This window comes from Pseudomonas sp. MN1F (assembly GCF_009391885.1).
Classification (GTDB): domain Bacteria; phylum Pseudomonadota; class Gammaproteobacteria; order Pseudomonadales; family Pseudomonadaceae; genus Aquipseudomonas.
In genome coordinates, this window is record NZ_VZII01000042.1 from 26,348 (window position 1) to 49,710 (window position 23,363).

21 protein-coding genes are annotated in these 23,363 nt (G+C 63.6%); 9 read left to right on the top strand and 12 right to left on the bottom strand.

Features of this window, described 5'->3' with window-relative positions:
• Positions 1–41 precede the first annotated feature (41 nt).
• From F6X59_RS21095 to F6X59_RS21125, 7 genes are all read right to left on the bottom strand, one after another.
• On the bottom strand, positions 42–227 hold the full coding sequence (locus F6X59_RS21095) for a hypothetical protein (RefSeq protein WP_152957953.1): 186 nt from the start codon (positions 225–227) through the stop codon (positions 42–44).
• Positions 224–1,336, bottom strand: a complete 1,113-nt coding sequence (locus tag F6X59_RS21100) for a PepSY domain-containing protein (protein WP_152957954.1) — start codon at positions 1,334–1,336, stop codon at positions 224–226. Before F6X59_RS21100 ends, F6X59_RS21095 begins: the two co-directional genes overlap by 4 nt.
• A gap of 58 nt (positions 1,337–1,394) precedes the next feature.
• Complete coding sequence (locus F6X59_RS21105; protein WP_152957955.1) at positions 1,395–3,827, bottom strand: TonB-dependent siderophore receptor; 2,433 nt, start codon at positions 3,825–3,827, stop codon at positions 1,395–1,397.
• A 158-nt stretch (positions 3,828–3,985) separates the two neighbouring features.
• On the bottom strand, positions 3,986–4,942 hold the full coding sequence (locus F6X59_RS21110; protein WP_372240476.1) for a FecR domain-containing protein: 957 nt from the start codon (positions 4,940–4,942) through the stop codon (positions 3,986–3,988).
• Positions 4,939–5,457: an RNA polymerase sigma factor gene (locus tag F6X59_RS21115; protein ID WP_372240477.1), complete on the bottom strand. Its 519-nt coding sequence runs from the start codon at positions 5,455–5,457 to the stop codon at positions 4,939–4,941. Before F6X59_RS21115 ends, F6X59_RS21110 begins: the two co-directional genes overlap by 4 nt.
• Positions 5,458–5,600: 143 nt before the next feature.
• Entirely contained in the window at positions 5,601–6,311 is a 711-nt protein-coding gene (locus tag F6X59_RS21120) for a PolC-type DNA polymerase III (RefSeq protein WP_152957956.1), read from the bottom strand.
• Positions 6,308–8,245 carry a DUF294 nucleotidyltransferase-like domain-containing protein gene (locus F6X59_RS21125; protein WP_152957957.1) on the bottom strand — a complete coding sequence of 646 codons (1,938 nt, stop codon included), beginning with the start codon at positions 8,243–8,245 and terminating at the stop codon, positions 6,308–6,310. Before F6X59_RS21125 ends, F6X59_RS21120 begins: the two co-directional genes overlap by 4 nt.
• Positions 8,246–8,360: 115 nt before the next feature.
• On the opposite strand from F6X59_RS21125, the gene F6X59_RS21130 reads away from it, so the two are divergent.
• Complete coding sequence (locus tag F6X59_RS21130; protein WP_152957958.1) at positions 8,361–8,900, top strand: response regulator; 540 nt, start codon at positions 8,361–8,363, stop codon at positions 8,898–8,900.
• 43 nt (positions 8,901–8,943) lie between these two features.
• Here the strand turns inward: F6X59_RS21130 and F6X59_RS21135 are convergent, their stop codons facing one another.
• Entirely contained in the window at positions 8,944–11,121 is a 2,178-nt protein-coding gene (locus F6X59_RS21135; protein WP_152957959.1) for a malate synthase G, read from the bottom strand.
• A gap of 451 nt (positions 11,122–11,572) precedes the next feature.
• Here F6X59_RS21135 and F6X59_RS21140 point away from each other — a divergent pair, with 451 nt between their 5' ends.
• The gene (locus F6X59_RS21140) at positions 11,573–12,091 is read left to right on the top strand and encodes a glycine cleavage system protein R (protein WP_054885257.1); all 519 of its coding nucleotides are present in this window, start codon (positions 11,573–11,575) and stop codon (positions 12,089–12,091) included.
• A 217-nt stretch (positions 12,092–12,308) separates the two neighbouring features.
• Here the strand turns inward: F6X59_RS21140 and rarD are convergent, their stop codons facing one another.
• From rarD to F6X59_RS21160, 4 genes are all read right to left on the bottom strand, one after another.
• Positions 12,309–13,196 (bottom strand): EamA family transporter RarD, encoded by an 888-nt coding sequence (rarD, locus tag F6X59_RS21145; protein WP_152957960.1) that lies wholly within the window; start codon positions 13,194–13,196, stop codon positions 12,309–12,311.
• A gap of 55 nt (positions 13,197–13,251) precedes the next feature.
• The gene (locus tag F6X59_RS21150) at positions 13,252–14,226 is read right to left on the bottom strand and encodes a serine/threonine protein kinase (protein ID WP_152957961.1); all 975 of its coding nucleotides are present in this window, start codon (positions 14,224–14,226) and stop codon (positions 13,252–13,254) included.
• Positions 14,227–14,317: 91 nt separating this feature from the next.
• Positions 14,318–15,082, bottom strand: coding sequence for a TOBE domain-containing protein (locus F6X59_RS21155; RefSeq protein WP_152957962.1), 765 nt, complete (start codon positions 15,080–15,082; stop codon positions 14,318–14,320).
• 26 nt (positions 15,083–15,108) lie between these two features.
• On the bottom strand, positions 15,109–15,846 hold the full coding sequence (locus F6X59_RS21160) for a ComF family protein (protein WP_152957963.1): 738 nt from the start codon (positions 15,844–15,846) through the stop codon (positions 15,109–15,111).
• Positions 15,847–15,935: 89 nt separating this feature from the next.
• Here F6X59_RS21160 and bioB point away from each other — a divergent pair, with 89 nt between their 5' ends.
• The 7 genes from bioB (at position 15,936) to F6X59_RS21195 (ending at position 22,918) form a co-directional block, all read left to right on the top strand.
• The gene (gene bioB / locus F6X59_RS21165; protein ID WP_152957964.1) at positions 15,936–16,994 is read left to right on the top strand and encodes a biotin synthase BioB; all 1,059 of its coding nucleotides are present in this window, start codon (positions 15,936–15,938) and stop codon (positions 16,992–16,994) included.
• A gap of 1 nt (position 16,995) precedes the next feature.
• On the top strand, positions 16,996–18,168 hold the full coding sequence (gene bioF / locus F6X59_RS21170; protein WP_152957965.1) for an 8-amino-7-oxononanoate synthase: 1,173 nt from the start codon (positions 16,996–16,998) through the stop codon (positions 18,166–18,168).
• Complete coding sequence (locus F6X59_RS21175; protein ID WP_152957966.1) at positions 18,161–18,892, top strand: alpha/beta fold hydrolase; 732 nt, start codon at positions 18,161–18,163, stop codon at positions 18,890–18,892. The genes bioF and F6X59_RS21175 overlap by 8 nt, the downstream gene beginning before the upstream one ends.
• A complete protein-coding gene (gene bioC, locus F6X59_RS21180; protein ID WP_152957967.1) occupies positions 18,885–19,703 on the top strand; it encodes a malonyl-ACP O-methyltransferase BioC in 819 nt (272 codons plus the stop codon). Before F6X59_RS21175 ends, bioC begins: the two co-directional genes overlap by 8 nt.
• A 10-nt stretch (positions 19,704–19,713) precedes the next feature.
• On the top strand, positions 19,714–20,394 hold the full coding sequence (gene bioD / locus F6X59_RS21185) for a dethiobiotin synthase (protein ID WP_152957968.1): 681 nt from the start codon (positions 19,714–19,716) through the stop codon (positions 20,392–20,394).
• A gap of 124 nt (positions 20,395–20,518) precedes the next feature.
• Positions 20,519–20,815 carry a pyrroloquinoline quinone biosynthesis protein PqqE gene (locus tag F6X59_RS21190; RefSeq protein WP_152957969.1) on the top strand — a complete coding sequence of 99 codons (297 nt, stop codon included), beginning with the start codon at positions 20,519–20,521 and terminating at the stop codon, positions 20,813–20,815.
• A gap of 297 nt (positions 20,816–21,112) precedes the next feature.
• Complete coding sequence (locus F6X59_RS21195) at positions 21,113–22,918, top strand: phenylacyl-CoA dehydrogenase (protein ID WP_152957970.1); 1,806 nt, start codon at positions 21,113–21,115, stop codon at positions 22,916–22,918.
• Positions 22,919–23,363: the final 445 nt, after the last annotated feature.

Genomic DNA, 23,363 nt, shown 5'->3' on the forward strand with positions numbered 1-23,363 from the left:
GCAGACCATGTTGCGCGGGCGTGGCGAGCTGGCGGTGTTAGTCAGTTACCACTGGCGCGCCACAGGCCACGCATGGATAGCCAGGCGGGCAGGCCAAGACCGAGCCAGGACAGCCCGTCCCACCAGCCGTCGCCAAGCAAGGCGGCGAACAGGCCGAGCGCACCGAGGGCGGCAATCAGCGCTGGCCAGGCAAAGATGCGCGAGCTGGTCTGCGACGTGTGGCTCATGGGCGAGCCTCCCGGCGCTTGCTGCGCTTGCCCCACCACAGGTACAGGCCGCTAGCCAGCACGATGATCGTCAGCACATCGAGGATTGCCCACAGGACCTGCATCGGTCGCCCGCCGTAGTCACCAAAATGCAGCGGCTGCGACAGGCCCATGGCGTCCATGTACCAGGGGCGCTCGCCAACGGCTGTCACGTCGAGTGTCTGCGCGTCGATCAGTACGGGCGTCAGCAGGTGCGAGGTCAGGTGCGTAGCGCCTTTCATGAACACGGCGTAATGGTGTTCGCTGGAGAAGCGAGTGCCGGGGAAGGCGATGAAGTCCGGGCGCATGCCGGGCGCGGCGCGCTCGGCGATCTCCAGCAGGTGCGTGGCCGGGGCGCGCTCGGTGAGTGCCGGGGCATCCCGATAAGGGGCGACCATGGCGGCCAGGCTGTCGTTGCGCCAGGCGGCAATGACGAGGTCGGAGAGGGCGCTGATCACCCCGGTGACGCCGACGGTCAGCGCCCAGGCCAGGGTGACGATGCCGATCAGGTTGTGCAGGTCGAGCCAGCGCAGTCGGGAGGATTTGTCTTGGCGTACGGTGGCGAACTCCAGGCGGCGCATGAACGGCGCATACAGCACGGTGCCGGAGATGATCGCAACGACGAACAGTACGCCCATGAACGCCAGCAACAACTTGCCGGGCAGGCCGGCGAACATGTCCACATGCAAGCGCAGCATGAGCATCATGAAACCACCGTTGGCGGCGGGCATGGCCACGGCTTCGCCGCTGCGGGCGTCGAGCATGAAGGTGTGCGACGAATTGGGTTCGGTGCCGGCGGTGGCCGCGGTGATCGTGAGTACGCCGTCGGGCTCGTCTTGGTCGAAGCCGAAATACTGCACCACTTCGCCGGGGCGGTGCTGCTCAGCTTTCAGCACAAGCTGTTGCAGGTCCAGATGCGGGGTGCCAGCGGGCATCTCGCGCAGCTCTGGTGCGTCACCGAGCAGGTGTTCGAGTTCGTGGTGGAAGATCAGCGGCAGGCCGGTGAGTGCCAGCAACAGCAGGAACAGGGTGCAGACCAGGCTGCTCCAGGTGTGGATCACCGACCAGCGGCGCAGGGTTGGACTTTTCATCACGGTACCGACGTTTGTCTGTTGGAGCGTGGGGGCTGCGCAACAGCCCCCCGGTCACTCAGAACTTGTAGGAAGCACTGGCCACGACACTGCGCTCGTCGCCGTAGTAGCAGTAGAAGCTGTCGCAGGTGGAGATGTAGTCCTTGTTGAACAGGTTGGTCGCGTTGACCGCCACCGACGCGCCCTTGAGGCTGCTGCTCAGGCGACCGAGGTCGTAGTGCACCGAGGCGTCGAACACGGTGTAGGCGTTCGCCTTGCCCAGGTAGGTATTGGCCTGGTCGCCGTAGGTGTTGCCGGTGTAGCGCGCACCGCCACCGATGCCGAAGCCGTCGAGCACGCCGCTATGCCAGGTGTAGTCGGCCCACAGCGAGGCTTGCTGGTTGGGCATCAGCTGCAGGCGGTTGCCCTTGTACAGGCCGTCCTGCACTTCCGATTTGGCCAGGGTGTAGGCGGCCGTCAGCTTGAGGTTTTCGGTGACGTCGGAAACGGCTTCCAGCTCCAGGCCATGGACTTTCACTTCGCCGGTCTGGCTGGTGACAGTAGTGTTGCCGTCGTTATTGGTGACCAGTACGTTCTTCTGGGTAAGGTCATACACCGCAGCCGACAGCAACGTGTTGGAGCCTGGAGGCTGGTACTTGATACCCAGTTCCCATTGCTTGCCTTCGGTTGGCTTGAACGAGCTGGTTGGGTCTACGTCCGCCTTGCTGGCCGGTTGGAAAGATTCGGCATAAGACAGATAGGGAACGAATCCAGAATCGAAGACGTAACTGATTGCTGCGTTACCGCTGAAGTTGCTGTCGCGTTGTGTGTTGGTGGCGTCACCCTTATTGAAGAATTTGGTGCTGGTATGTACCCAATCCTCACGGCCACCCAATGTCAAACGCCAGTTCCCGAGCGCCATCTGGTCTTGAATATAGACGCCTGTCTGGCGGGTTTTCTGGTCGTAGTCGTAGTAGGCAGTGGAGCGATTCGGGCGAGTGATCGGCAAACCGTAAACGGGATTGTTCACGTTGATGCTGGGTGCAGTGCCGTAGATCGTCAGGAAGTTGTTGTTGGTGCGCTGGTGGTCCAGGCCAATCAGCAAGGTGTGGCTGATGTCGCCGGTGTTGAAGTTGCCCTCGAAATTGTTGTCGACGGCAAATTGGCTGATGTCCTCATCAACGTTTGTAGTACTCCGGCCAACATTGCCGTCGTTATCCACTACCATCCCGTACTCGGGGAAGTAGCTGTTTACGGTGATGGTCTGGAACGACAGGTCCGACTTGGTGTAGCGAAGGTTTTGGCGGAACTGCCAGACATCGTTGATGCGGTGCTCGAAGGCGTAGCCCAGTGCGTAGTAGGTCCGGTCGTAGAACTCGTAGTCCGGGTCGCCCAGGTTTTTGTGGTGGGAGATCTTGCCGAACGGCATGTCGATTTTGGTGCCCTGTATTGGCCGGAACTGGCTGGTGACGCCGGTATCGTCGCGGGTGAACTGGGTCAGCAGGGTCAGCGAGGTATCCTCGTCGATGTTCCAGGTCAGGCTTGGCGCGATGTTGTAGCGCTTGTCATCGATATGGTCGATCTGCGTGCCGCCATCGCGAATCACACCACTGACGCCGTATAGAAAACGGCCTTCGTCATCAATCTTGCCGGTGCTGGCAAAGTTGATCTGGCGGTGGTTGTCGCTGCCGTATTGCAGTTCGATTTCGTGAGCGCTTTCTGCCTGCGGGCGGCGGCTGACCATGTCCAGCAAGCCGCCAGGCGGTGTCTGGCCGTAGACAGAGGAGGCCGGGCCGCGCAGCAGGGCCAGGCGGTCGAGGTTCCAGGTTTCGGCTTTCGGGTTGGCGTACACGCCGCGTGGCAGCGGCAGGCCGTCGAGGAACTGGGTCGGCTTGAAGCCGCGCACGCGCATCCAGTCGTAACGGGTGTCGCTGCCGAAGCTGGCGGAGACGATGCCCGGCATATATTTCACGGCGTCGTCGAGGCTGTGCACACCGCGGTCGCTCATCTGCTGGCGGGTTGCCACGGAGATCGAACGCGGTACTTCGACCAGCGCGGTGTCGGTCTTGGTGCCCGCGGCAGTGCGCTTGGCCAGGTAACCGTCGACCGGGCCCCAGGCGCTTTCCGACGCGCTGGCGGCATTCACGGTGGTTTCCGGCAGGGCCAGGGCACCCTCCGGCACGGCGACCAGGCTGTAGCTGCCCACGCTGCTCTGCTGCAGTTGCAGGCCGGTGCCAAGCAGGGCTGCCTGCAGGGCACCGAGGCCATTGTACTGGCCGGTGACCGGGGCCGAGGTACGGCCGCTGACCAGCGCTGGGTCGATGGCCAGGGCGATGCCCGACTGGCTGGCGATCTGGTTCAGCGTAGAGGCCAGCGGTGCGGCGGGCAGGTTGTAGGCGCGTGGCGCAGCCTGCTCGGCGGCGAACAGGGCGGTGCTGGACAATGGCGCGGCCACGGCGATAGCCAGGGCCATCAGGCTGGGACGCAGGATACGATCAACGGCACGGGACATGCAGCGGTTCCTCGACGGATAAGTGCTAACTGCTTCCTTGCCGAGCGAGAATTCAAAAGTGACAGGGGAAATCGGAAAAAAAGTGAGAATTATTTGAATCTGGTTTTCGCCTGCGCCGTCCCCTTTGCGGGCAAGGCTACGATGGGAGCGAAATCAATCTATTTGGGAACTACGGTCACCCACCACGGCGTATGCCGCTCGATCTTCACCGGCAGCGCCGGCACCAGCGAAGCCAGGGCCAGGTCGGTATCGGTCAGCGGGAAGCTGCCGGTCACGCGCAGGTCGGCCACATCATCGGCCACGCCCAGGTGACCGCTGCGGTAGTGGCCCAGCTGTTTCAGCAGGTCTGCCAGGCGCACGTTGTCAACCACCAGCATGCCGCGGGTCCAGGCATCGGCCCCGGCTTGCACCGGGCTTATCTGGCCGAGGCCGTTACTGTTCATCAGCACTTGCTGGCCTTCGTGCACGACCTGTTCGTCACCGCTGTTGTTTGGCATGGCGCCTACTGACGACTGCAAGACCTCAAGGCGCGTGCCGTTGTCTTCGCGGCGCACCAGGAAGCGCGTGCCCAGCGGGCGCAGGCGGCCATCGTCGGTACGCACCAGTAATGGCCGTGGGTCGTCGTGGCCGGTTTCCACGGAAATTTCGCCTTGATGCAGTACCAGCACGCGCTGCTCGCCGTCGTAGTCGATATCCACGGCGGTGTGGGTATTGAGGCTCAGCAGCGTGCCGTCGGTCAGCCGCAGGGTACGCAGTTCACCGGTGGCGGTGCGCTGATCAGCGAGCCAGTAGCTGGGGGCCAGTGACGGTGTGCCGACGCCGGTCAGCAGAGCGCCAAGCAGGAACAGGCCGGCAAGCCCGCTGCCGGCCTTGCCTATCCGCCGTCGCAGGCTGACGCGCGATTGCAGCAGGGCCTGGCGAGCCGGGCCGGCAGCGGCGCTGACGCGTTGATCGAGGGCGCCGAGCTGGCGCCAGGCGCGGGCATGTTCCTCGCTGGCGGCATGCCAGCGGATGAATTCGTTGCGCTCGTCAGGTGTGCCGCTGCCATCGTCCAGGCTCATTTTCCAGGCAATGGCAGCTTCCAGCACCCGCGACGAAACCGGTGTGTTGTTCACGTCGGTTCCCCGTACAGGGCCACGTAGCACTGGCGCATGCCTTGGGCGATGTACTGGCGTACGCGCGACACCGAAACGCCCAGGCGTTCGGCGATTTCGGCGTGGCCCATGCCATCCAGGCGGTTGTGCAGGAAGGCTGCACGGGCTTTGCTCGACAGCTTGCCGAGCAGGCGGTCGATGGCTTTGAGGTCTTCGAGGATCAGGTGCTGGGTTTCCGGGGAAGGGTGTTCGGCTTCGGGGACCAGCGCCAGCTCGGCCAGGTAGGCCTGCTCCAGCGCCGCGCGGCGGAAGTGGTCGAACATCAGGCCCTTGGCCACGGCGGCGAGGAAGGCGCGCGGTTCGCGCGGGGTATCCAGCTGGCTGCGGCCCAGCAGGCGCACGAAGGTGTCCTGGCTCAGGTCTTCGGCACGCTGGCGGCAGGCCATGCTGCGTTGCAGCCAGGCGAGCAGCCAGCCGCGATGGTCGCGGTACAGCGAGCCGACCAGTTCGGCGTGTGGGCTGTGGGCAGAAGACACGCAGCGTCCCCCCGGAACGAATGCATTAACTAACGATAATTATTCGCGATTGTTACAGAGGGGAAGGGTGGGTGCAATGGGCGCTTATCGGATGGCCATCATTGGGGGTATGGGGGCTGTGAGACCACTCAAGTCCTGAATTTCTAGAATCCTTGACTCTGTACCTTGCGCCGCCGCCATCCCCTCAGCCGCTGCTCGAGCTGCAACGGGCTGTCGAGCTGCTGGCGCCGGGCCTGGCTGAACAGGATCAGCGCCAGTTCCGCCGTGACCTGCGCATCGGCGCTGGCATGGTGACGCTCGTCCACCTGCAGGCCGAAGCGTGCCACCCAATCGTCCAGCCCGGCTTCGCGCAACACGGTGTCGGGGTTGAGCATCGGCGCCAGTTCCGCCACATCGAGGAAGGGCAATTGCAAGCGATGGCCCAGGCTCTCTTTCAAGGCGCGGGCAAGCATGCGCTGGTCGAACGGCGCATGGAACGCCAGCACCGGGCTGTCGCCGATGAATTCGAGCAAGTCGAGCAAGGCCTCGGCCGGGTCGCAGCCAGCCGCCAGGGCACTCGGCCCGAGGCCGTGGATGAGCACGCTGGCGTTGGTTTTTTGCTCAGGGCGGTGCAGGGTGCGTTCGAACTGCTGGGCGAAATCGATGGCGCCATCCGCGATGGCCACCGCGCCAATCGACAATACCTGGTCGCGATTGGGGTTCAGGCCGCTGGTTTCCAGGTCGAGCACGACCCAGCGCTGCTCGCGCAACGAGCACACCCCCAGCGGCCTGGCCTTGGGCAGCCGCGCCAGGCGTTGGCGCAAGGCCGCGTCGAGCAGTGGGGCAGTGGGGCGCAGCCAGGCGAACAGGCTCATAACTGATACCGCAGGGCCAGGCTGCTCTGCAGGCGCTGGGCCTGGCGCAGGGATTCGCGCAGGATGCGCCGGTCCAGATGGTTGAGGCTGTCCGGATCGAGGCGGTTGGAGTACGGCAGGTTGTCGCGGGTCTGGCGCTGGTGCTGCTGCATGCGGGTTTGCTGGATGAAGTGGTAGGCCTCTTCGTAAGCAGCGCCATCGAGCGCTTCGATGACCCCTTTGTCGACCAGCTGGCGCAGGCGCTCCAAGGTGTTGCAGGCAGCGATGCCATTGGCCAGGGCCAGCAGGCGGGCGCCATCGACGAAGGGGGTCAGGCCCTGGACCTTGAGGTCGAGGGTGGCGGCCTTGTCGTTGCCTTGGCGGGTCAGCACGAACTCGCGCAGGCGGCCCACCGGCGGGCGCTGGCGCAGGGCGTTATCGGCCAGCATGCGCTGGAAGATGCGATTGTCCGCCACCTGCTCCAGCAGTTGCCGGCGCAGTTGCTCACAGCCCTGTTCATCGCCCCAGACCACGCGCAGGTCGAAGTAGATGCTCGAACCCAGCAGGTTCTCCGGGCTGGCCTCGCGCACGAAACCGGCAAAGCGCCGTGCCCACTGCGCACGGGACAGGCACAGCTCGGGGTTGCCGGCCATGACGTTGCCCTTGCACAGGGTGAAACCGCACTGGGCCAGGCACTGGTTGATGTACTGCGCCAGGGGCAGCAGGCGAGCGCGAATGGCCTCGGCTTCGGCGTCGTCGGCGGCTTCGAAGAGGATGCCGTTATCCTGGTCGGTGTGCAGGGTCTGCTCGCGGCGCCCTTCGCTGCCGAAGCACAGCCAGCTGAACGGCACGCCGGGGTCGCCACGTTCGGCAATGGCCAGCTCGATCACCCGGCACACCGTGTGGTCGTTGAGCAGGGTGATGATCTGGGTGATCTGTGTCGAAGAGGCGCCGTGGGCGAGCATGCGCTCGACCAGCTGGCCGATCTCGCCGCGCAGCTGCACCAGCGAATCGAGGCGTGGCGCATGGCGGATGGTACGCGCCAGGTGCACCAGGTCGACCCGCTGCAGGGAAAACAGGTCGCGCTCGGACACCACGCCACACAGGCGCTGGTTGTCCACCAGGCAAACGTGGGCGATATGCCGTTCGGTCATCGCCATGGCCGCATCGAAGGCGCTGGCCTGGGGGTTGAGGTAGAACGGGCTGGCGGTCATGTGCTGTTCGATCGGCGCACCGAGGTCGGCATCGGTGGCGGCCACCACCTGGCGCAGGTCGCGCAGGGTGAAGATGCCCACCGGGTAGCGCTGCGGGTCGACCACGACGATGCTGCCGACCTGCTGTTCATGCATCAGCCGCACCGCCTCGCGTAGCGGTGTAGCCGGCGCGCAGACCACCGGGTGACGCATGGCCAGTTCGCCCAGCGGGGTATTCAGCGAGTACTGGGTGCCGAGGGTTTCCACCGCACGTTGGCGTACCTGCTGGTTGACCTGGTCGAGCAGGCTGCTGACCCCGCGCAGTGCAAAATCTCGAAACACTTCCGACATCGAGAATACGCGGATGAACGCGGCTTTGTTCAGCTGCAGGCAGAAGGTGTCTTCACCAGCCAGGTGTTCGGTGCGCGTCGCCCGCTCGCCGAGCAGCGCCGCCAGCGGGAAACACTCGCCGCCGGTGATCTCGAAGGTGGTTTCCACCCCGGGCTTGACCAGGTGCTGGCGCTCGCCGACCACACGGCCCTGCTTGACGATGTAGAAGTGCTCGACCGGCCCATCCGTGGGTTTGATGATGCTTTCGCCGCTGGCATAGAAGCGCAGCTGGCATTGTTCCACCAGGAAGGCCAGGTGGCTCTGCTCCATCTGGTTGAACGGCGGGAAGCGCTGCAGGAACTGCAAGGTGCCCTGAATGTTTTGCAGTACTGCCGTTCTGCCCGCCTGACTGTAGGCGTCCTTTTTGCTCATGACACTGACCGTATCGCTACGCCGAACTATATATATCTATATATAGGAGCGGCCTTGTTGTTCTCGGTCCCCATGGTCGGCTGGCAGCGGGGTGGTGCCCATTGGACGTAAGTCTATGGGACGCACTGTCAAAGACCCGACGAAAGGCGAACCGGGGTGCGCGGGTTTTGCGGTCCTAACCGTTGAGCGGGATTTTTTTGACGAGATGACCATGGCTGAGCATGACGAGATTCTGAGTGACGCCGAACGCGAAGCCCTGGCCGTGGTGAGTGCGCCTGTTGCGCCCAGCCCGGTAGTACTGGTTGTCGATGACAACCCGGTGAACAGTGAAGCGCTCAAGCTGTACCTGAAGAGCAGGGGCATCGAGAGCATGACCGCTGACGGCGCCCAGGAGGCGATGCTCAAGCTGCATTACGAACCGCGCATTGCCTTGATGATCACCGACCTGCGCATGCAGCCCAACGATGGCCTGGAGTTGATCCGGCGGATTCGTGAGTCGGAGCGGGCGGCGTTGTCGATCATCGTGGTGTCGGGCGACACCGATGTGAAGGAGGCGGTGGACGTGATGCACCTGGGGGTGGTGGATTTTCTGCTGAAGCCGGTGGACCTGGGGAAACTGCTGGCGTTGGTGAAGAAGGAACTGAAGATCGAGTGACACAGGATCGGGGCCGCAAAGCGGCCCCTTTCACTGATGTTGCTTACAGCCCGTTACGCGCCTTGAACTCGCGACGACGGCGGTGCAGCACTGGCTCGGTGTAGCCGTTCGGCTGCTTGGCACCTTCGATCACCAGCTCGATCGCCGCCTGGAACGCGACGTTGTCGTCGAAGTTCGGCGCCATCGGGCGGTACTGGGCGTCACCGGCGTTCTGCTGGTCGACCACCGCGGCCATGCGCTTGAGGCTCTCCAGTACCTGCTCCTGGGTGACCACGCCATGGCGCAGCCAGTTGGCCAGCAGCTGGGCCGAGATGCGCAGGGTGGCACGGTCTTCCATCAGGCCGACGTTATTGATGTCCGGTACCTTCGAGCACCCCACGCCCTGGTCGATCCAGCGCACGACATAGCCGAGGATGCCCTGGGCGTTGTTGTCCAGCTCGTTGCGGATTTCTTCAGCCGACCAGTTGGTGTCGGCCGCCAGCGGGATGGTCAGGATGTCGTCGACCGAAGCCGGGGTGCGCGCAGCCAGCTCGCGCTGACGCGCCTGCACGTCGACCTTGTGGTAGTGCAGGGCGTGCAGGGTGGCGGCGGTTGGCGACGGTACCCAGGCGGTGTTGGCGCCGGCCAGCGGGTGAGCGATCTTCTGCTCGAGCATGGCAGCCATCAGGTCAGGCATGGCCCACATGCCCTTGCCGATTTGCGCACGGCCTTGCAGGCCGGTGGCCAGGCCGACGTCGACGTTGTTGTTCTCGTAGGCGCCGATCCACTTCTCGTTCTTCATGGCACCCTTGCGCACCACGGCGCCGGCTTCCATCGAGGTGTGGATTTCGTCACCGGTGCGGTCGAGGAAGCCGGTGTTGATGAACACCACGCGCTCGGCGGCCGCCTTGATGCAGGACTTCAGGTTGACCGTGGTACGGCGCTCCTCGTCCATGATGCCGACCTTGACGGTGTTGCGCTTCATGCCCAGCAGGTCTTCGACGCGGCTGAAGATTTCGGCGGCGAAGGCGACTTCTTCCGGGCCGTGCATCTTCGGCTTGACGATGTACACGCTGCCGCTGCGGGTGTTCTTGCGGCTGGTGTTGCCGTTGAGGTTGTGCAGGGCGATCAGGTTGGTGAACAGGCCGTCCTGGATACCTTCGGGGATTTCGTTACCCTGGCCATCGAGGATCGCCGGGTTGGTCATCAGGTGACCGACGTTGCGCACGAACAGCAGCGAACGGCCGTGCAGGGTTACGCTGCCGCCGTTGGGCGCGGCGTATTCGCGGTCCGGGTTCATGGTGCGGGTGAAGGTCTTGCCACCTTTGTTTACGCTCTCGGCCAGGTCGCCTTTCATCAGGCCCAGCCAGTTGCGGTAGACGATGACCTTGTCATCGGCATCGACGGCGGCAACCGAGTCTTCGCAGTCCATGATGGTGGTCAGTGCCGATTCCATCAGGATGTCTTTGACGCCGGCGGCATCGGTGCTGCCGACCGGGGTGCTGGCGTCGACCTGGATTTCGAAGTGCAGGCCGTTGTGCTTGAGCAGTACGGCGGTCGGTGCCTTGGCGTCGCCATGGAAGCCGATCAGCTGGGCGTCATCACGCAGGCCGCTGTTGCTGCCGCCTTTCAGGGTGACGACCAGCTTGCCGCCTTCGATGCGGTAGCCGGTGGAGTCGACGTGGGAGCCTGCGGCCAGTGGCGCGGCTTCGTCGAGGAAGGCACGGGCGAAGGCGATGACCTTGTCGCCGCGCAGCTTGTTGTAACCCTGGCCTTTCTCGGCGCCGCCTTCATCGCTGATGGCGTCAGTGCCGTACAGTGCGTCGTACAGCGAACCCCAACGGGCGTTGGCGGCGTTCAGGGCGAAGCGGGCGTTCATCACCGGAACGACCAGCTGCGGGCCGGCCATGTGGGCGATTTCTTCGTCCACGTTCTGGGTGGTGGCCTGGAAATCGTCGGCTTGTGGCAGCAGGTAGCCGATTTCCTGGAGGAATGCTTTGTAGGCTACGGCGTCGTGTGCCTGGCCTTTGCGTGCCTGGTGCCAGGCGTCGATCTTGGCTTGCAGCTCGTCGCGCTTGGCGAGCAGGGCTTTGTTCTTTGGAGCGAGGTCATTGATGATCTTCTCTGCACCGGCCCAGAACTGCTCGGCGACGATGCCGGTCCCCGGAATGGCTTCGTTGTTGACGAAGTCATACAGGACCTTGGCGACCTGAAGGCCACCGACTTGAACGTATCCAGTCATTGCTTGCCTCACTCTGCTCAGCTATTTCGCTCTTCTGTATTAAGCCTGTAGCGCTTCTCTAAACACGTTCCAGTGCTTGCCCTCGTCGGATGGCACGAGCGCGGCTGGGTGCGGCCTGCCAGACGGTCTGGCAGACAGTGTGCGTATTTTCACAGGCGCCTTGGCAGACATCCAAACGACGTTTTGTAGTCCGCGCCACGGGATACTACATGAAGCAGTAGGCGAGGCAAAATCAGACTAAAAGCGCCGTTATGCGACCGGTTGGTCGCGTAGGGTCACGCTGGGAGAACGTATGTTCGCAAAAAACGGGTGGATTGTTCCAGATAAATCTTGAAACAGTACACGATTGTTTGTGCGGATTGCCCTGCGGCAGGTTGCCGCGCCTTGCCTATACTGAGTCGATCCCCCGATTTTTCGCCGCCTTGGGCGGCCCGACGCAGAGGAAGGGCCTGTGGATCATCTTGTACTCACCGTGATTGCCCCGGACAAGGCCGGCCAGGTCGAGCGCATTGCCCAGTGCATTGCCGATCATAACGGCAACTGGCTGGAGAGCCGCATGTCGCGGATGGCCGGGCAGTTTGCCGGGATTCTGCGGGTGGCGGTGCCAGCGGAAAACTACGACGAGCTGGTGAAGTCGCTGCAGGCGCTGGGGCAATACGATATTCGCGTGCTCATTGCCGAGAGCGGCATCGAACCGTCCTGCACGTGGAAGCCGATTGCCATGGAGCTGGTGGGCAATGACCGCCCGGGCATCGTGCGCGACATCACCCGACTGCTGGCGGATCAGGGGGTGAACCTGGAGCGCTTTACCACCGAAGTGCGGCCGGCGCCGATGAGCAGTGAGCCGCTGTTCCATGCTGATGCGCTGCTGGCGCTGCCGTTGACCTTGTCGCTGGATGATCTGCAGCAGAAGCTGGAAAGCCTGGCGGACGACTTGATGGTGGAGTTGAAGTTGCGGCCTGAGGACTGAATCGGGTTATCCCGATTTCACGGGGACGGCCCTGTGGATAAGCTGGGGGCGCACCTCGCCAGCCCAGGCACGGCAAGCCTTCCCGAGGTTTGAGCAAAAAACGTACAGGAATCAGTCGCTTGTGCACAAAGCGCGGGGATGAGGGTGTGGATAACCTTTGGAGATGTTGCTGCAGGCCACGAACGACGTGGCCTGCACGATTTTGATCGTTTTTTGATCAGGCGCGCTTGCGCAGATTCAGCCAGGCATCGACGCTGTAAACCGCCAACCCCGCCCAGATGAAGATGAACGCTACCAAGCTACTCGACGACAGCTGCTCATCGAACAGCAGCACTGCCTGCAGCAGCACCAGGGTCGGCGCCAGGTACTGCAGGAAGCCCAGGGTGGTGTAGGGCAGGTGCCGCGCCGCGGCGTTGAAGCATACCAGCGGCACCAGCGTCACCGGCCCGGCAGCGATCAGCCACAGCGCCTCGCTGCTGCCGTAGAAGCCAGCTTGTGCGCTCATCGCCGTCGGATGCAGCAGCAACCAGCCCAGGGCCAGCGGTACCAGCATCCAGGTTTCCACTACCAGCCCGGGCAGCGCCGCCACCGGTGCCTGTTTGCGAATCAGGCCGTAGAAGCCAAAGCTCAGCGCCAGCGCCAGCGACACCCAGGGCAGGCTGCCCACTTGCCACACCTGCTGCGCAACGCCCACCGCCGCCATGGCCACCGCCAGCCATTGCAGGCGACGCAGGCGCTCGCCGAGCAGCAGCATGCCCAGCAGCACATTGATCAAGGGGTTGATGTAGTAGCCCAGGCTGGCTTCGAGCATGCGGCCGTTGTTCACCGACCAGACATAGGTCAGCCAGTTGCCAGCGATCAACGCACCGCTCAGTGCCAGGATTGCCAGCCGGCGCGGGTTTTCGCGCAGCTCGCGCCACCAGCCGGGGTGCTTCCACACCAGCAGCAACAGTGAACCGAACAGGGCCGACCAGAGCACCCGGTGGACGATGATCTCCACCGCCGGAACGCTCTGGATAGCTTTGAAGTACAGCGGAAACAGGCCCCAGATGATGTAGGCACCAAGGCCCAGGAGGTACCCGCGGCGCGGGTTTGCAGCGTGCATGGAGTGTCCTTGCTCAGTAAAGCGACGCTTATTGTAGACAGCGGCGCGCTTGCTTCTAGAACAATTTCAGCGGTTGTTCATCCAGCGCTGCCATTTGCTCGCGCAAGGCGAGGATCTGGTCACCCCAGTAACGCGGCTGGCCGAACCACGGGAAGCTCGGCGGGAACGCCGGGTCGTCCCAGCGCCGCGCCAGCCAGGCGCTGTAATGCAGCTGGCGCAGGGCGCGCAATGGTTCGATCAGGGCCAGTTCGCGCGGGTCGAAATCGTGGAATTCGTTGTAGCCGTCCACCAGCTCGGCCAGTTGCCCCATGCGCTCCTCGCGGCTGCCGGCGAGCATCATCCACAGGTCCTGCACGGCAGGGCCCATGCGGCAGTCATCAAGGTCGACCACGTGATACACGTCGTCGCGGTGCATCAGGTTGCCGGGGTGCAGGTCGCCATGCAGGCGGATGAGCTGATGCGGGGTACGGGCGTAGGCATCCTCGACCCGCTTGAGCAGGTCGCGGGCCACGGACTCGAAAGCCGGCAGCAGGTCGTTGGGAACGAAACCGCCGTCGAGCAGGGTGTTCAGCGAGGCGTGGCCGAAGTTGTCCACAGCCAGCGCTTCGCGGTGTTCGAATGGGCGCGCAGCGCCGACGGCGTGCAGGCGGCCGAGCAGCTGGCCGAGGCGGTAGAGCTGGTCGAGGTTGCCGGGTTCTGGTGCATGGCCGCCTCGGCGCGGAAACAGGGTGAAACGAAAGCCCTTGTGCTCGAACAGGGTCTGGCCGTCGTGTTGCAACGGCGCGACCACGGGCACTTCGCAGTCGGCGAGTTCAGCGGTGAACTGGTGCTCTTCGAGAATCGCCGCATCGCTCCAGCGGCCCGGACGGTAAAACTTGGCGATCAACGGTTGCGAATCTTCGATGCCCACCTGATAGACGCGGTTCTCATAGCTGTTCAGCGCCAGGACCCGGGCATCGCTGAGAAAGCCCAGGCTTTCCACGGCGTCCAGGACCAGGTCGGGGGTGAGGGTGTCGAAGGGGTGGGACATGAGGGCTCCGGGGGTGGGCAACAGGTCGGCATGGTAGCGCATTCCAATGCCTCAAGGTCGGCACGGGCCGGAGCTGGCTTGCCGGCGATCGCTACACAGGAACCCCGAGCAAAACATAGGAAGGATGGAACTGCACCTTCACCTTGCTTCCTTCCTTCACCGACTGCTCGGCCAACCAAGATGCCTCGGCAAACGCACACAGCGTCTGCCCATTGCCCAGCGCCAAGCGCACCTCGCAGTCGCCCTGTGCATCCGCCTGCACCTCTTCGACGGTAGCGTTAAGCTCATTGCAGCCAGCCTCGGCCTCATCCTCCGCCGTGCGCAACTGTACCCACCCGGCCTTGAGCAGCGCCATCACCGTGGTCCCCAATGTCAGCTCCAGCCGCGCCGTACTGTCGTGGGTAATCAATGCATCGATCTCCAGCCCGCCGCCCAGCGCCAGGCTGACCCGATCATGCCGGCCCTCCCGTCGCAAACCGCTGACCTGCCCCTGTAGCTGGTTGCGCGCACTGGTGCGCAACATCAGCCGACCGAGCAGGTCGAGGTCGCTGGACTCTTCCGCCGCTTCGAGAATCTGTGCCTGCAGTGCCTGCACTTTCTGGTACAGGCGCAGCACCCGCTCACCCTCAACCGAAAGCTTTGCGCCGCCACCGCCACGCCCACCCGTGTTGCGCTCGACCAAGGCCTTGCTGGCGAGGTTGTTGAGTTCGTCGATCGCATCCCAGGCCGCCTTGTAGCTAATGCCGGCTGCTTTGGCGGCGCGGGTGATCGAGCCTTGCTCGGCGATGTGCTGGAGCAGGGCGATGCGCTGCGGGCGGCGGGCGATGTGCTGGGTGAGGAGGGCGGGCAGGGACATGGTGGTGCCTATCTGGAACTGACCCGTCAAGCTTGCCCCGGTTTTGCCGTGCGTGCCAGGCAATACACATCGATCCTGCGTGCGCCGGCCTGACGCAGCAGCTGCGCGATGGCCTGCGCGGTGGCCCCGGTGGTCAGCACATCATCGACCACGGCAATGTGGCTGCCCTTGAGCGATGCCTCGCTGGCCAGCGCGAACGCCTGGCGCAGATTGCGCCGGCGTGTCCGGGCATCCAGGCTCTGTTGTGCCGGTGTTTCACGCGTGCGCAGCAACAACCGTTCATCGCATTCGATAACCAGTGCCTTCGACAGCCAGCGCCCGAGCATGCCGGCCTGGTTGAAGCCTCGCTCGCGCAGCCGACGCCGGGCCAGCGGCACCGGCAACAGCAGGTCTGGCCTGGGCAGGCCCTCCTGATAGCGATGGTGCACGTTGAGGCACAGCAATTCGGCCATCAAGCGACCCAGCGGCCATTGGCTGTTGTGCTTGAAGCGGCTGATCAGGGTGTCCAGTGGATACCCATAGTGCCAGGGCGCTATGACCTGATCGTAGGAGGGCGGGCGGCGGCTGCACTGGGCGCAGATCAGGCCGGCCATTGGCAAGGGCAGGGCGCAGCGCAGGCAATACTCATCGAGCCAGGGCAGTTCTTGCTCGCAGGCGACACACAGCGGGTAGCGCTGTTCAGCGAGTTCACTGCATAACAAGCATGAATGATTAATATTTGTACAGTTGTAAACCAGTGCTTTTAACCAAGGTTGACAGTTCATAGGCCTTCCATGACTATGCGAGCTATCCGTGATGCGCTGGCGGGCACTTGTGCCTCGGCGCCAGTTACAGCCTAAACAAGGAAACGCCGATGAGCGCCAGCACAACTGCAACAACACGTCACGACTGGTCCCTGCCTGAAGTCAAGGCACTGTTCCAGCAGCCCTTCAATGACCTGCTGTTCCAGGCGCAGACCGTGCATCGCGCGCATTTCGACCCGAACCGCGTACAGGTTTCGACACTGCTGTCGATCAAGACCGGCGCCTGCCCGGAAGATTGCAAATATTGTCCGCAGTCCGGCCACTACAACACCGGGCTGGAAAAACAGAAACTGATGGAAGTGCAGAAGGTGCTTGAGGAGGCCGCGCGCGCCAAAGCCATCGGCTCCACCCGCTTCTGCATGGGCGCAGCCTGGAAACACCCGTCGGCCAAGGACATGCCCTATGTGCTGGAAATGGTCAAAGGCGTGAAGGCCATGGGCCTGGAAACCTGCATGACCCTCGGCAAGCTCGACCAGGATCAGACCGTGGCGCTGGCCCAGGCCGGCCTGGACTACTACAACCACAACCTTGACACCTCGCCTGAGTTCTACGGCAGCATCATCACCACCCGTACCTACGGCGAGCGCCTGCAGACCCTGGCCTACGTGCGCGACGCCGGGATGAAGATCTGCTCTGGCGGCATCCTTGGCATGGGCGAGTCGCTGGACGACCGCGCAGGCCTCTTGATCCAGCTGGCCAACCTGCCCGAGCACCCGGAATCGGTGCCGATCAACATGCTGGTCAAGGTCGCCGGTACCCCGCTGGCCGAGGAAGAGGACGTCGACCCGTTCGACTTCATCCGCATGCTGGCAGTCGCCCGTATCCTCATGCCCAAGTCGCACGTGCGCCTGTCCGCCGGCCGTGAGCAGATGAACGAGCAGATGCAGGCCCTGGCCTTCATGGCTGGCGCCAACTCGATCTTCTACGGCGAGAAACTGCTGACCACCGCCAACCCGCAGGCCGACAAGGACATGCAGCTGTTCGCCCGCCTGGGCATCAAGCCCGAAGCGCGTGAAGAGCATGCCGACGAAGTGCACCAGGCGGCCATCGAGCAGGCCTTGGTCGAGCAACGCAGCAGCGAGCTGTTCTACGACGCCGCGTCTGCCTGAGATGGCCTTCGACCTGGCGGCGCGCCTGGCCGAACGGCGCGCCGCAGACCTGTATCGGCAGCGGCCATTGCTGGAAAGCCCGCAAGGGCCTGAAGTCGTGGTCGACGGCCAGCGCCTGCTGGCCTTCTGCAGCAATGACTACCTGGGGCTGGCCAACCACCCTGAAGTGATTGCCGCCTGGCAGGCCGGTGCCGAGCGCTGGGGTGTCGGTGGCGGCGCCTCGCACCTGGTGATCGGCCACAGCTCGCCGCACCATGCCGTCGAAGAGGCGCTGGCCGACCTGACCGGTCGCCCGCGCGCGCTGCTGTTTTCCACTGGCTACATGGCCAACCTTGGCGCCATCACCGCGCTGGTGGGGCAGGGCGACACCGTGCTGCAGGACCGCCTCAACCACGCCTCGCTGCTCGACGGTGGATTGCTCAGTGGTGCCCGTTTCAACCGCTACCTGCACAACGACGCTGCCAGCCTGGCCAGCCGTTTGGACAAGGCAACTGGCAACACCTTGGTGGTCACTGACGGTGTTTTCAGCATGGACGGCGACCTCGCCGATCTGCCGGCTCTGGCCGCTGTGGCCCGCGCCCGCGGTGCCTGGTTGATGGTTGACGACGCCCATGGCCTGGGCACCTTGGGTACGCAAGGCGGCGGCATCGTCGAGCATTTCGGCCTGGGTATCGACGACGTGCCGGTGCTGATCGGCACCCTGGGCAAAGCCTGTGGCACTGCTGGCGCTTTCGTCGCCGGCAGCGAAGAGCTGATCGAAGCGTTGGTGCAGTTCGCCCGGCCCTACATCTACACCACCAGTCAGCCGCCAGCGCTGGCCTGCGCCACGCTCAAGAGCCTGGAACTGCTGCGCCGTGAAACCTGGCGCCGCGAGCACCTGGCTGCGCTGATCCGCCAGTTCCGCCAGGGCGCCTCGCAAATCGGCCTGCAGTTGATGGACAGCCCGACGCCAATTCAGCCGATCCTGATCGGCGACAGTGCCCAGGCCCTCAAGCTGTCGCGCATGCTGCGTGACCGTGGCCTGCTGGTGACCGCAATCCGCCCACCAACCGTACCTGCCGGCAGCGCCCGCCTGCGGGTCACCCTGAGCGCGGCGCACAGCGAGGCGCAGGTGCAGCTATTGTTGAATGCATTGGCCGAGTGTTATCCACAGCTGGAGGCCGCCGATGCGTAACCGTTTGATCCTTCTTCCCGGTTGGGGGTTGGGCACCGCCGCCCTCGAACCGCTCGCCGCCAGCCTGCGGGCGCAGGACGCACGCCTGCAGGTCGAACTGATGCCCCTGCCGGAACTGGCCGATGCCGACGTGCAAGCCTGGGTGGACTACCTTGATCGCAAATTGCCCAGTGATGCCTGGCTGGGCGGCTGGTCGCTCGGCGGCATGCTCGCCAGCGAACTGGCGCGCAAGCGTGGCGACCACTGTTGCGGCCTGCTGACGTTGGGCAGCAACCCCAGCTTTGTGGCTCGCGCCGATTGGCCCCATGGCATGGCCGAGGATACCTTCGGCACGTTTCTCGATGGTTGCCGCAGCCACACCTCGGTGACCCTCAAGCGCTTCCGTACCCTGTGCAGCGACGGTGCCCTGCAACCTCGCACGCTGCTGCGGCAACTGGGTGTCGGCGTGCCAAATACCGACCCGCTGTACCTGGCCACCGGCCTTGAAGTGCTGGCCAGGCTCGACACCCGTGAGGCCCTGCAGGCCTATGGCGGCCCGCAGTTGCACCTGTTCGCCGGCAGCGATGCGCTGGTGCCGGCAGAGGCGGCCAAAGCGCTGAGCGAGCTGCTGCCTGACGTGGAAGTCGGCCTGGTCGAAGACAGTTCCCACGCCTTCCTGCTGGAGTATCCACAGGAGCTGGCGGCGGGCATCAAGAGTTTTCTGCATGAGAGTGGCGATGACTGACCTTTCCCGTCCAACCCTGCCCGGCGCGCTACCGGACAAGCGCCAGGTGGCCGCCTCGTTCTCCCGTGCGGCAGCCAGCTACGACAGTGTTGCGGCCTTGCAGCGTGCGGTGGGCGTGAGCCTGCTGGAGCAGTTGCCGGATGATGTGGCACCGACGCGCTGGCTGGACCTTGGCAGTGGCACAGGGCATTTCAGCCGAGTGCTGGGCGAGCGCTTTGCCCAGGCCACCGGCGTTGCCGTGGATATTGCCGAAGGCATGCTGTGCCACGCGCGTGGCGAACAGGGTGGGGCGCAGTATCACGTGGCCGGCGATGCCGAGCGCCTGCCGCTGCGTGATGGCTGTGTCGACCTGGTGTTCACCAGCCTCGCGGTGCAGTGGTGTGGTCAGTTCGCCAGCGTGCTGGAGGAGGCTCGGCGAGTATTGCGCCCGGGCGGGGTGCTGGCCTTCAGCAGCCTGTGCGTCGGTACGCTCGATGAGTTGCGCGCCAGCTGGCAGGCGGTTGATGGCATGGTGCATGTCAATCGCTTCCGCAGGTTCGAAGACTACCAGCGCCTGTGTGCTGCCAGTGGCCTCGCCCAGGTCAGCGTGCAGCGCCAGGCCCATGTGCTGCACTACCCCGATGTGCGTAGCCTGACCCATGAACTCAAGGCGCTCGGTGCTCACAATCTCAACCCCGGGCGGCCTGCCGGCCTGACCGGTCGCGCGCGTATGCAAGGCCTGTTGCAGGCCTACGAAGCGTTTCGCCAGCCCCAGGGGCTGCCCGCCACCTATCAGGTGGTCTATGGTGTGCTGCGCAAGCCACAGGCATGAGAGGAGCGACATGAGCCAGGCCTATTTCATTGCCGGGACCGACACCGATGTCGGCAAGACCACCATCGCTGCCGGGCTGCTGCATGCGGCACGGTTGCAGGGGCTGAGCACCTTGGGTGCGAAGCCGGTGGCTTCGGGTTGCACGATGACCTCCAAGGGCCTGCGCAACAGCGACGCCCAGGCGTTGATCGACGAAAGTTCGATCAAGCTCGCCTACGAGGAGGTCAACCCGTTTGCCTTCGAGCCGGCTATAGCGCCGCATGTGGCTGCCCGGGAAGCGGGTGTTGCCCTGGAAGTCGCTGTGTTGTCAAAGGCCATGCGCCATGTGCTGGACCAGCGGGCAGACTTCACCCTGGTCGAAGGCGCGGGGGGTTGGCGCGTGCCATTGTCCAACCATGCCAACCTGTCGGACCTGGCGATTGCCCTCAAGCTGCCGGTGATTCTGGTGGTCGGGGTACGCCTGGGTTGCATCAACCATGCGCTGCTCAGTGCCGAGGCGATTGCCCGCGACGGCCTGCAACTGGCGGGCTGGGTGGCGAATATCATCGAACCGCGGACTTCGCGGCTGGAGGAAAACCTGGCCAGCCTGGCGGAGCGTTTACCTGCGCCGTGCCTGGGGCGGGTGCCGAAGCTCAAGCAGGCAACGGCGGATGCGGTGGCGGAGCATTTGCAACTCGACTTGCTGGATTGAGCGTGGGCAGATATGCCCGTGGCCTATCAAGTGGCACTGAGCCATTAGGGATTTAAACGGGCCTTTTCGCCTTCGGCCTGCTTTAATTGCCCTTGTTCACATCCAGCGTCATTGGAGTTCTGACATGGAAATCACCGGCAGCACCGCGTACTACGCGGGCCTCAACGCCATCTACAACGGCCAGAACCGCGTCGATCAGGCCGCCGGCCAGATCGCCAATGCTTCGGTCGAGCGCGCCGCCACCAGCCAGTCCAGCGACTTCCAGGCCGAGCGCCTGCGCGGGGTCGACCGCAGCCAGCAGATGGACCTGGCAACCAGCACCGTGCAATTGGCCCTGGGCAAGACCGAGGTCGAACTGGTTGCAAAGGTGGCCAAGGCTTCCGACGAAATGCTCGGGCGGTTCATCGACACCTACGCCTGATTCCAGCCTCCCTGGCGAGCCCTGTGGGAGCGGGTTTACCCGCGAATGCGTCAGCTCAGACATCTCTGGTGTCTGGGCTGGCCCTTTCGCGGGTAAACCCGCTCCCACAGTCGTTTCTGCCTGCGATTTCATGCAATGGCACAAACGCCATCTTTCGCGGCGTAAATGGCACCATAGTCCCTCCTTGACATCGGGCGGTCCTAAACGTAAGTTTCAAACAACTGTTTGACCGAAAGCCGACAAGAGCTGGTCGGTATCAGCGGTCCCCTACCGAACTCATCACAGAGGTTCATCGCAATGCCTGATTACAAAGCCCCCTTGCGTGATATTCGTTTCGTCCGCGACGAGCTGCTCGGCTACGAGGCGCACTATCAGAGCCTGCCGGGTTGCCAGGACGCCACACCCGACATGGTCGACGCGATCCTGGAAGAAGGCGCGAAGTTCTGTGAGCAGGTGCTGTCGCCGCTGAACCGCGTCGGTGACCAGGAAGGCTGCACCTGGAGCGAGTCGGGCGTGAAGACCCCGACCGGTTTCAAGGAGGCCTACCAGCAGTTCGTCGAAGGTGGCTGGCCTAGCCTGGCGCATGACGTCGAGCACGGCGGCCAGGGCCTGCCGGAGTCGCTGGGCCTGGCCCTGAGCGAAATGGTCGGTGGTTCGAACTGGTCGTGGGGCATGTACCCAGGCCTGTCCCACGGCGCGATGAACACCATCTCCGCCCACGGCACTGCCGAGCAACAGCACACCTACCTGACCAAGCTGGTGTCTGGCGAATGGACCGGCACCATGTGCCTGACCGAGCCCCACTGCGGTACCGACCTGGGCATGCTGCGCACCAAGGCCGAGCCCCAGGCCGACGGCAGCTACAAAGTGTCCGGCACCAAGATCTTCATCTCGGCCGGCGAACACGACATGGCCGACAACATCGTCCACATCGTGCTGGCGCGTCTGCCGGATGCCCCAGCGGGCACCAAGGGTATTTCCCTGTTCATCGTGCCGAAGTTCCTGCCCAACGCCGACGGCGGCGTGGGTGAGCGCAACGGCGTGAGCTGTGGCTCGATCGAGCACAAGATGGGCATCCACGGCAACGCCACCTGCGTGATGAACTTCGACGGTGCCACCGGCTACCTGATCGGCCCGGCCAACAAAGGCCTGAACTGCATGTTCACCTTCATGAACACCGCACGTCTGGGTACCGCGCTGCAAGGCCTGGCCCACGCCGAAGTGGCGTTCCAGGGCGGCCTGAAATACGCCCGTGAGCGCCTGCAGATGCGCTCGCTGACCGGCCCGAAAGCACCCGACAAGGCCGCTGACCCGATCATCGTCCACCCGGACGTGCGTCGCATGCTGCTGACCATGAAGGCCTTCGCTGAAGGCAACCGTGCGATGGTGTACTTCACCGCCAAGCAGGTGGACATCGTCAAGTACAGCCAGGACGAGGAAGAGCGCAAGAAGGCCGACGCCCTGCTGGCCTTCCTGACCCCGATCGCCAAGGCGTTCATGACCGAGGTCGGCTTCGAGGCCGCCAACCATGGCGTGCAGATCTACGGCGGCCACGGCTTCATCGCCGAGTGGGGCATGGAGCAGAACGTGCGCGACAGCCGCATCTCCATGCTGTACGAAGGCACCACCGGCATCCAGGCCCTCGACCTGCTGGGCCGCAAGGTGCTGATGACCCAGGGCGAAGCGCTCAAGGGCTTCACCAAGATCGTGCACAAGTTCTGCCAGGCGCAGGAAGGCAATGACGCGGTCAAGGAGTTCGTCGAGCCATTGGCTGCGCTGAACAAGGAGTGGGGCGAGCTGACCATGAAAGTGGGCATGGCCGCGATGAAGGACCGCGAGGAAGTCGGCGCCGCCTCGGTGGATTACCTGATGTATTCCGGTTATGCGTGCCTGGCCTACTTCTGGGCTGACATCGCCCGCCTGGCGGCTGAAAAACTGGCAGCCGGCACCAGCGAAGAGGCTTTCTACACTGCCAAGCTGCAAACCGCGCGCTTCTACTTCCAGCGCATCCTGCCGCGTACCCGCACTCACGTGGCCACCATGCTGTCGGGCGCCAACAACCTGATGGACATGAAGGAAGAAGACTTCTCTCTGGGTTACTAAGCCCTGGTGAGGTACCGAAGAAAACGCCGCTCCTAGTGAGCGGCGTTTATTTTGCTTTGATTTTTAACTTCACCTGTTTTAATTAATCTTTCTGCTTCCGTATCTTCAATTAAGCATAGCTGGCGCAGCGCAACTTTCGGGTGCGCGCAGGTGCCATTATTTGTGGGCGTTGGCTTTGTCGGGATTTCAGGTTTCGCTAACTATTGCTCTCCCGTTCAGTCTGATATTGCAAATACATTGCCAGGTTTTGCCTGCTCGCAGTTGTCGTGCTGGATGCTTCTAGGCCGGGCCTTTCGTTGGGTTTGTGAACGCTTCGTGTGGGAAGTTTTGGGGGATGCTCCCCACTTGTGGGGGCGAAATTACACCGGAACTGAGGCAGTTTGGGTGTCAGCAGTTATTGATATGAGTGCCTAAATAAACCGGTATAAAAAATAATTAGATGTTT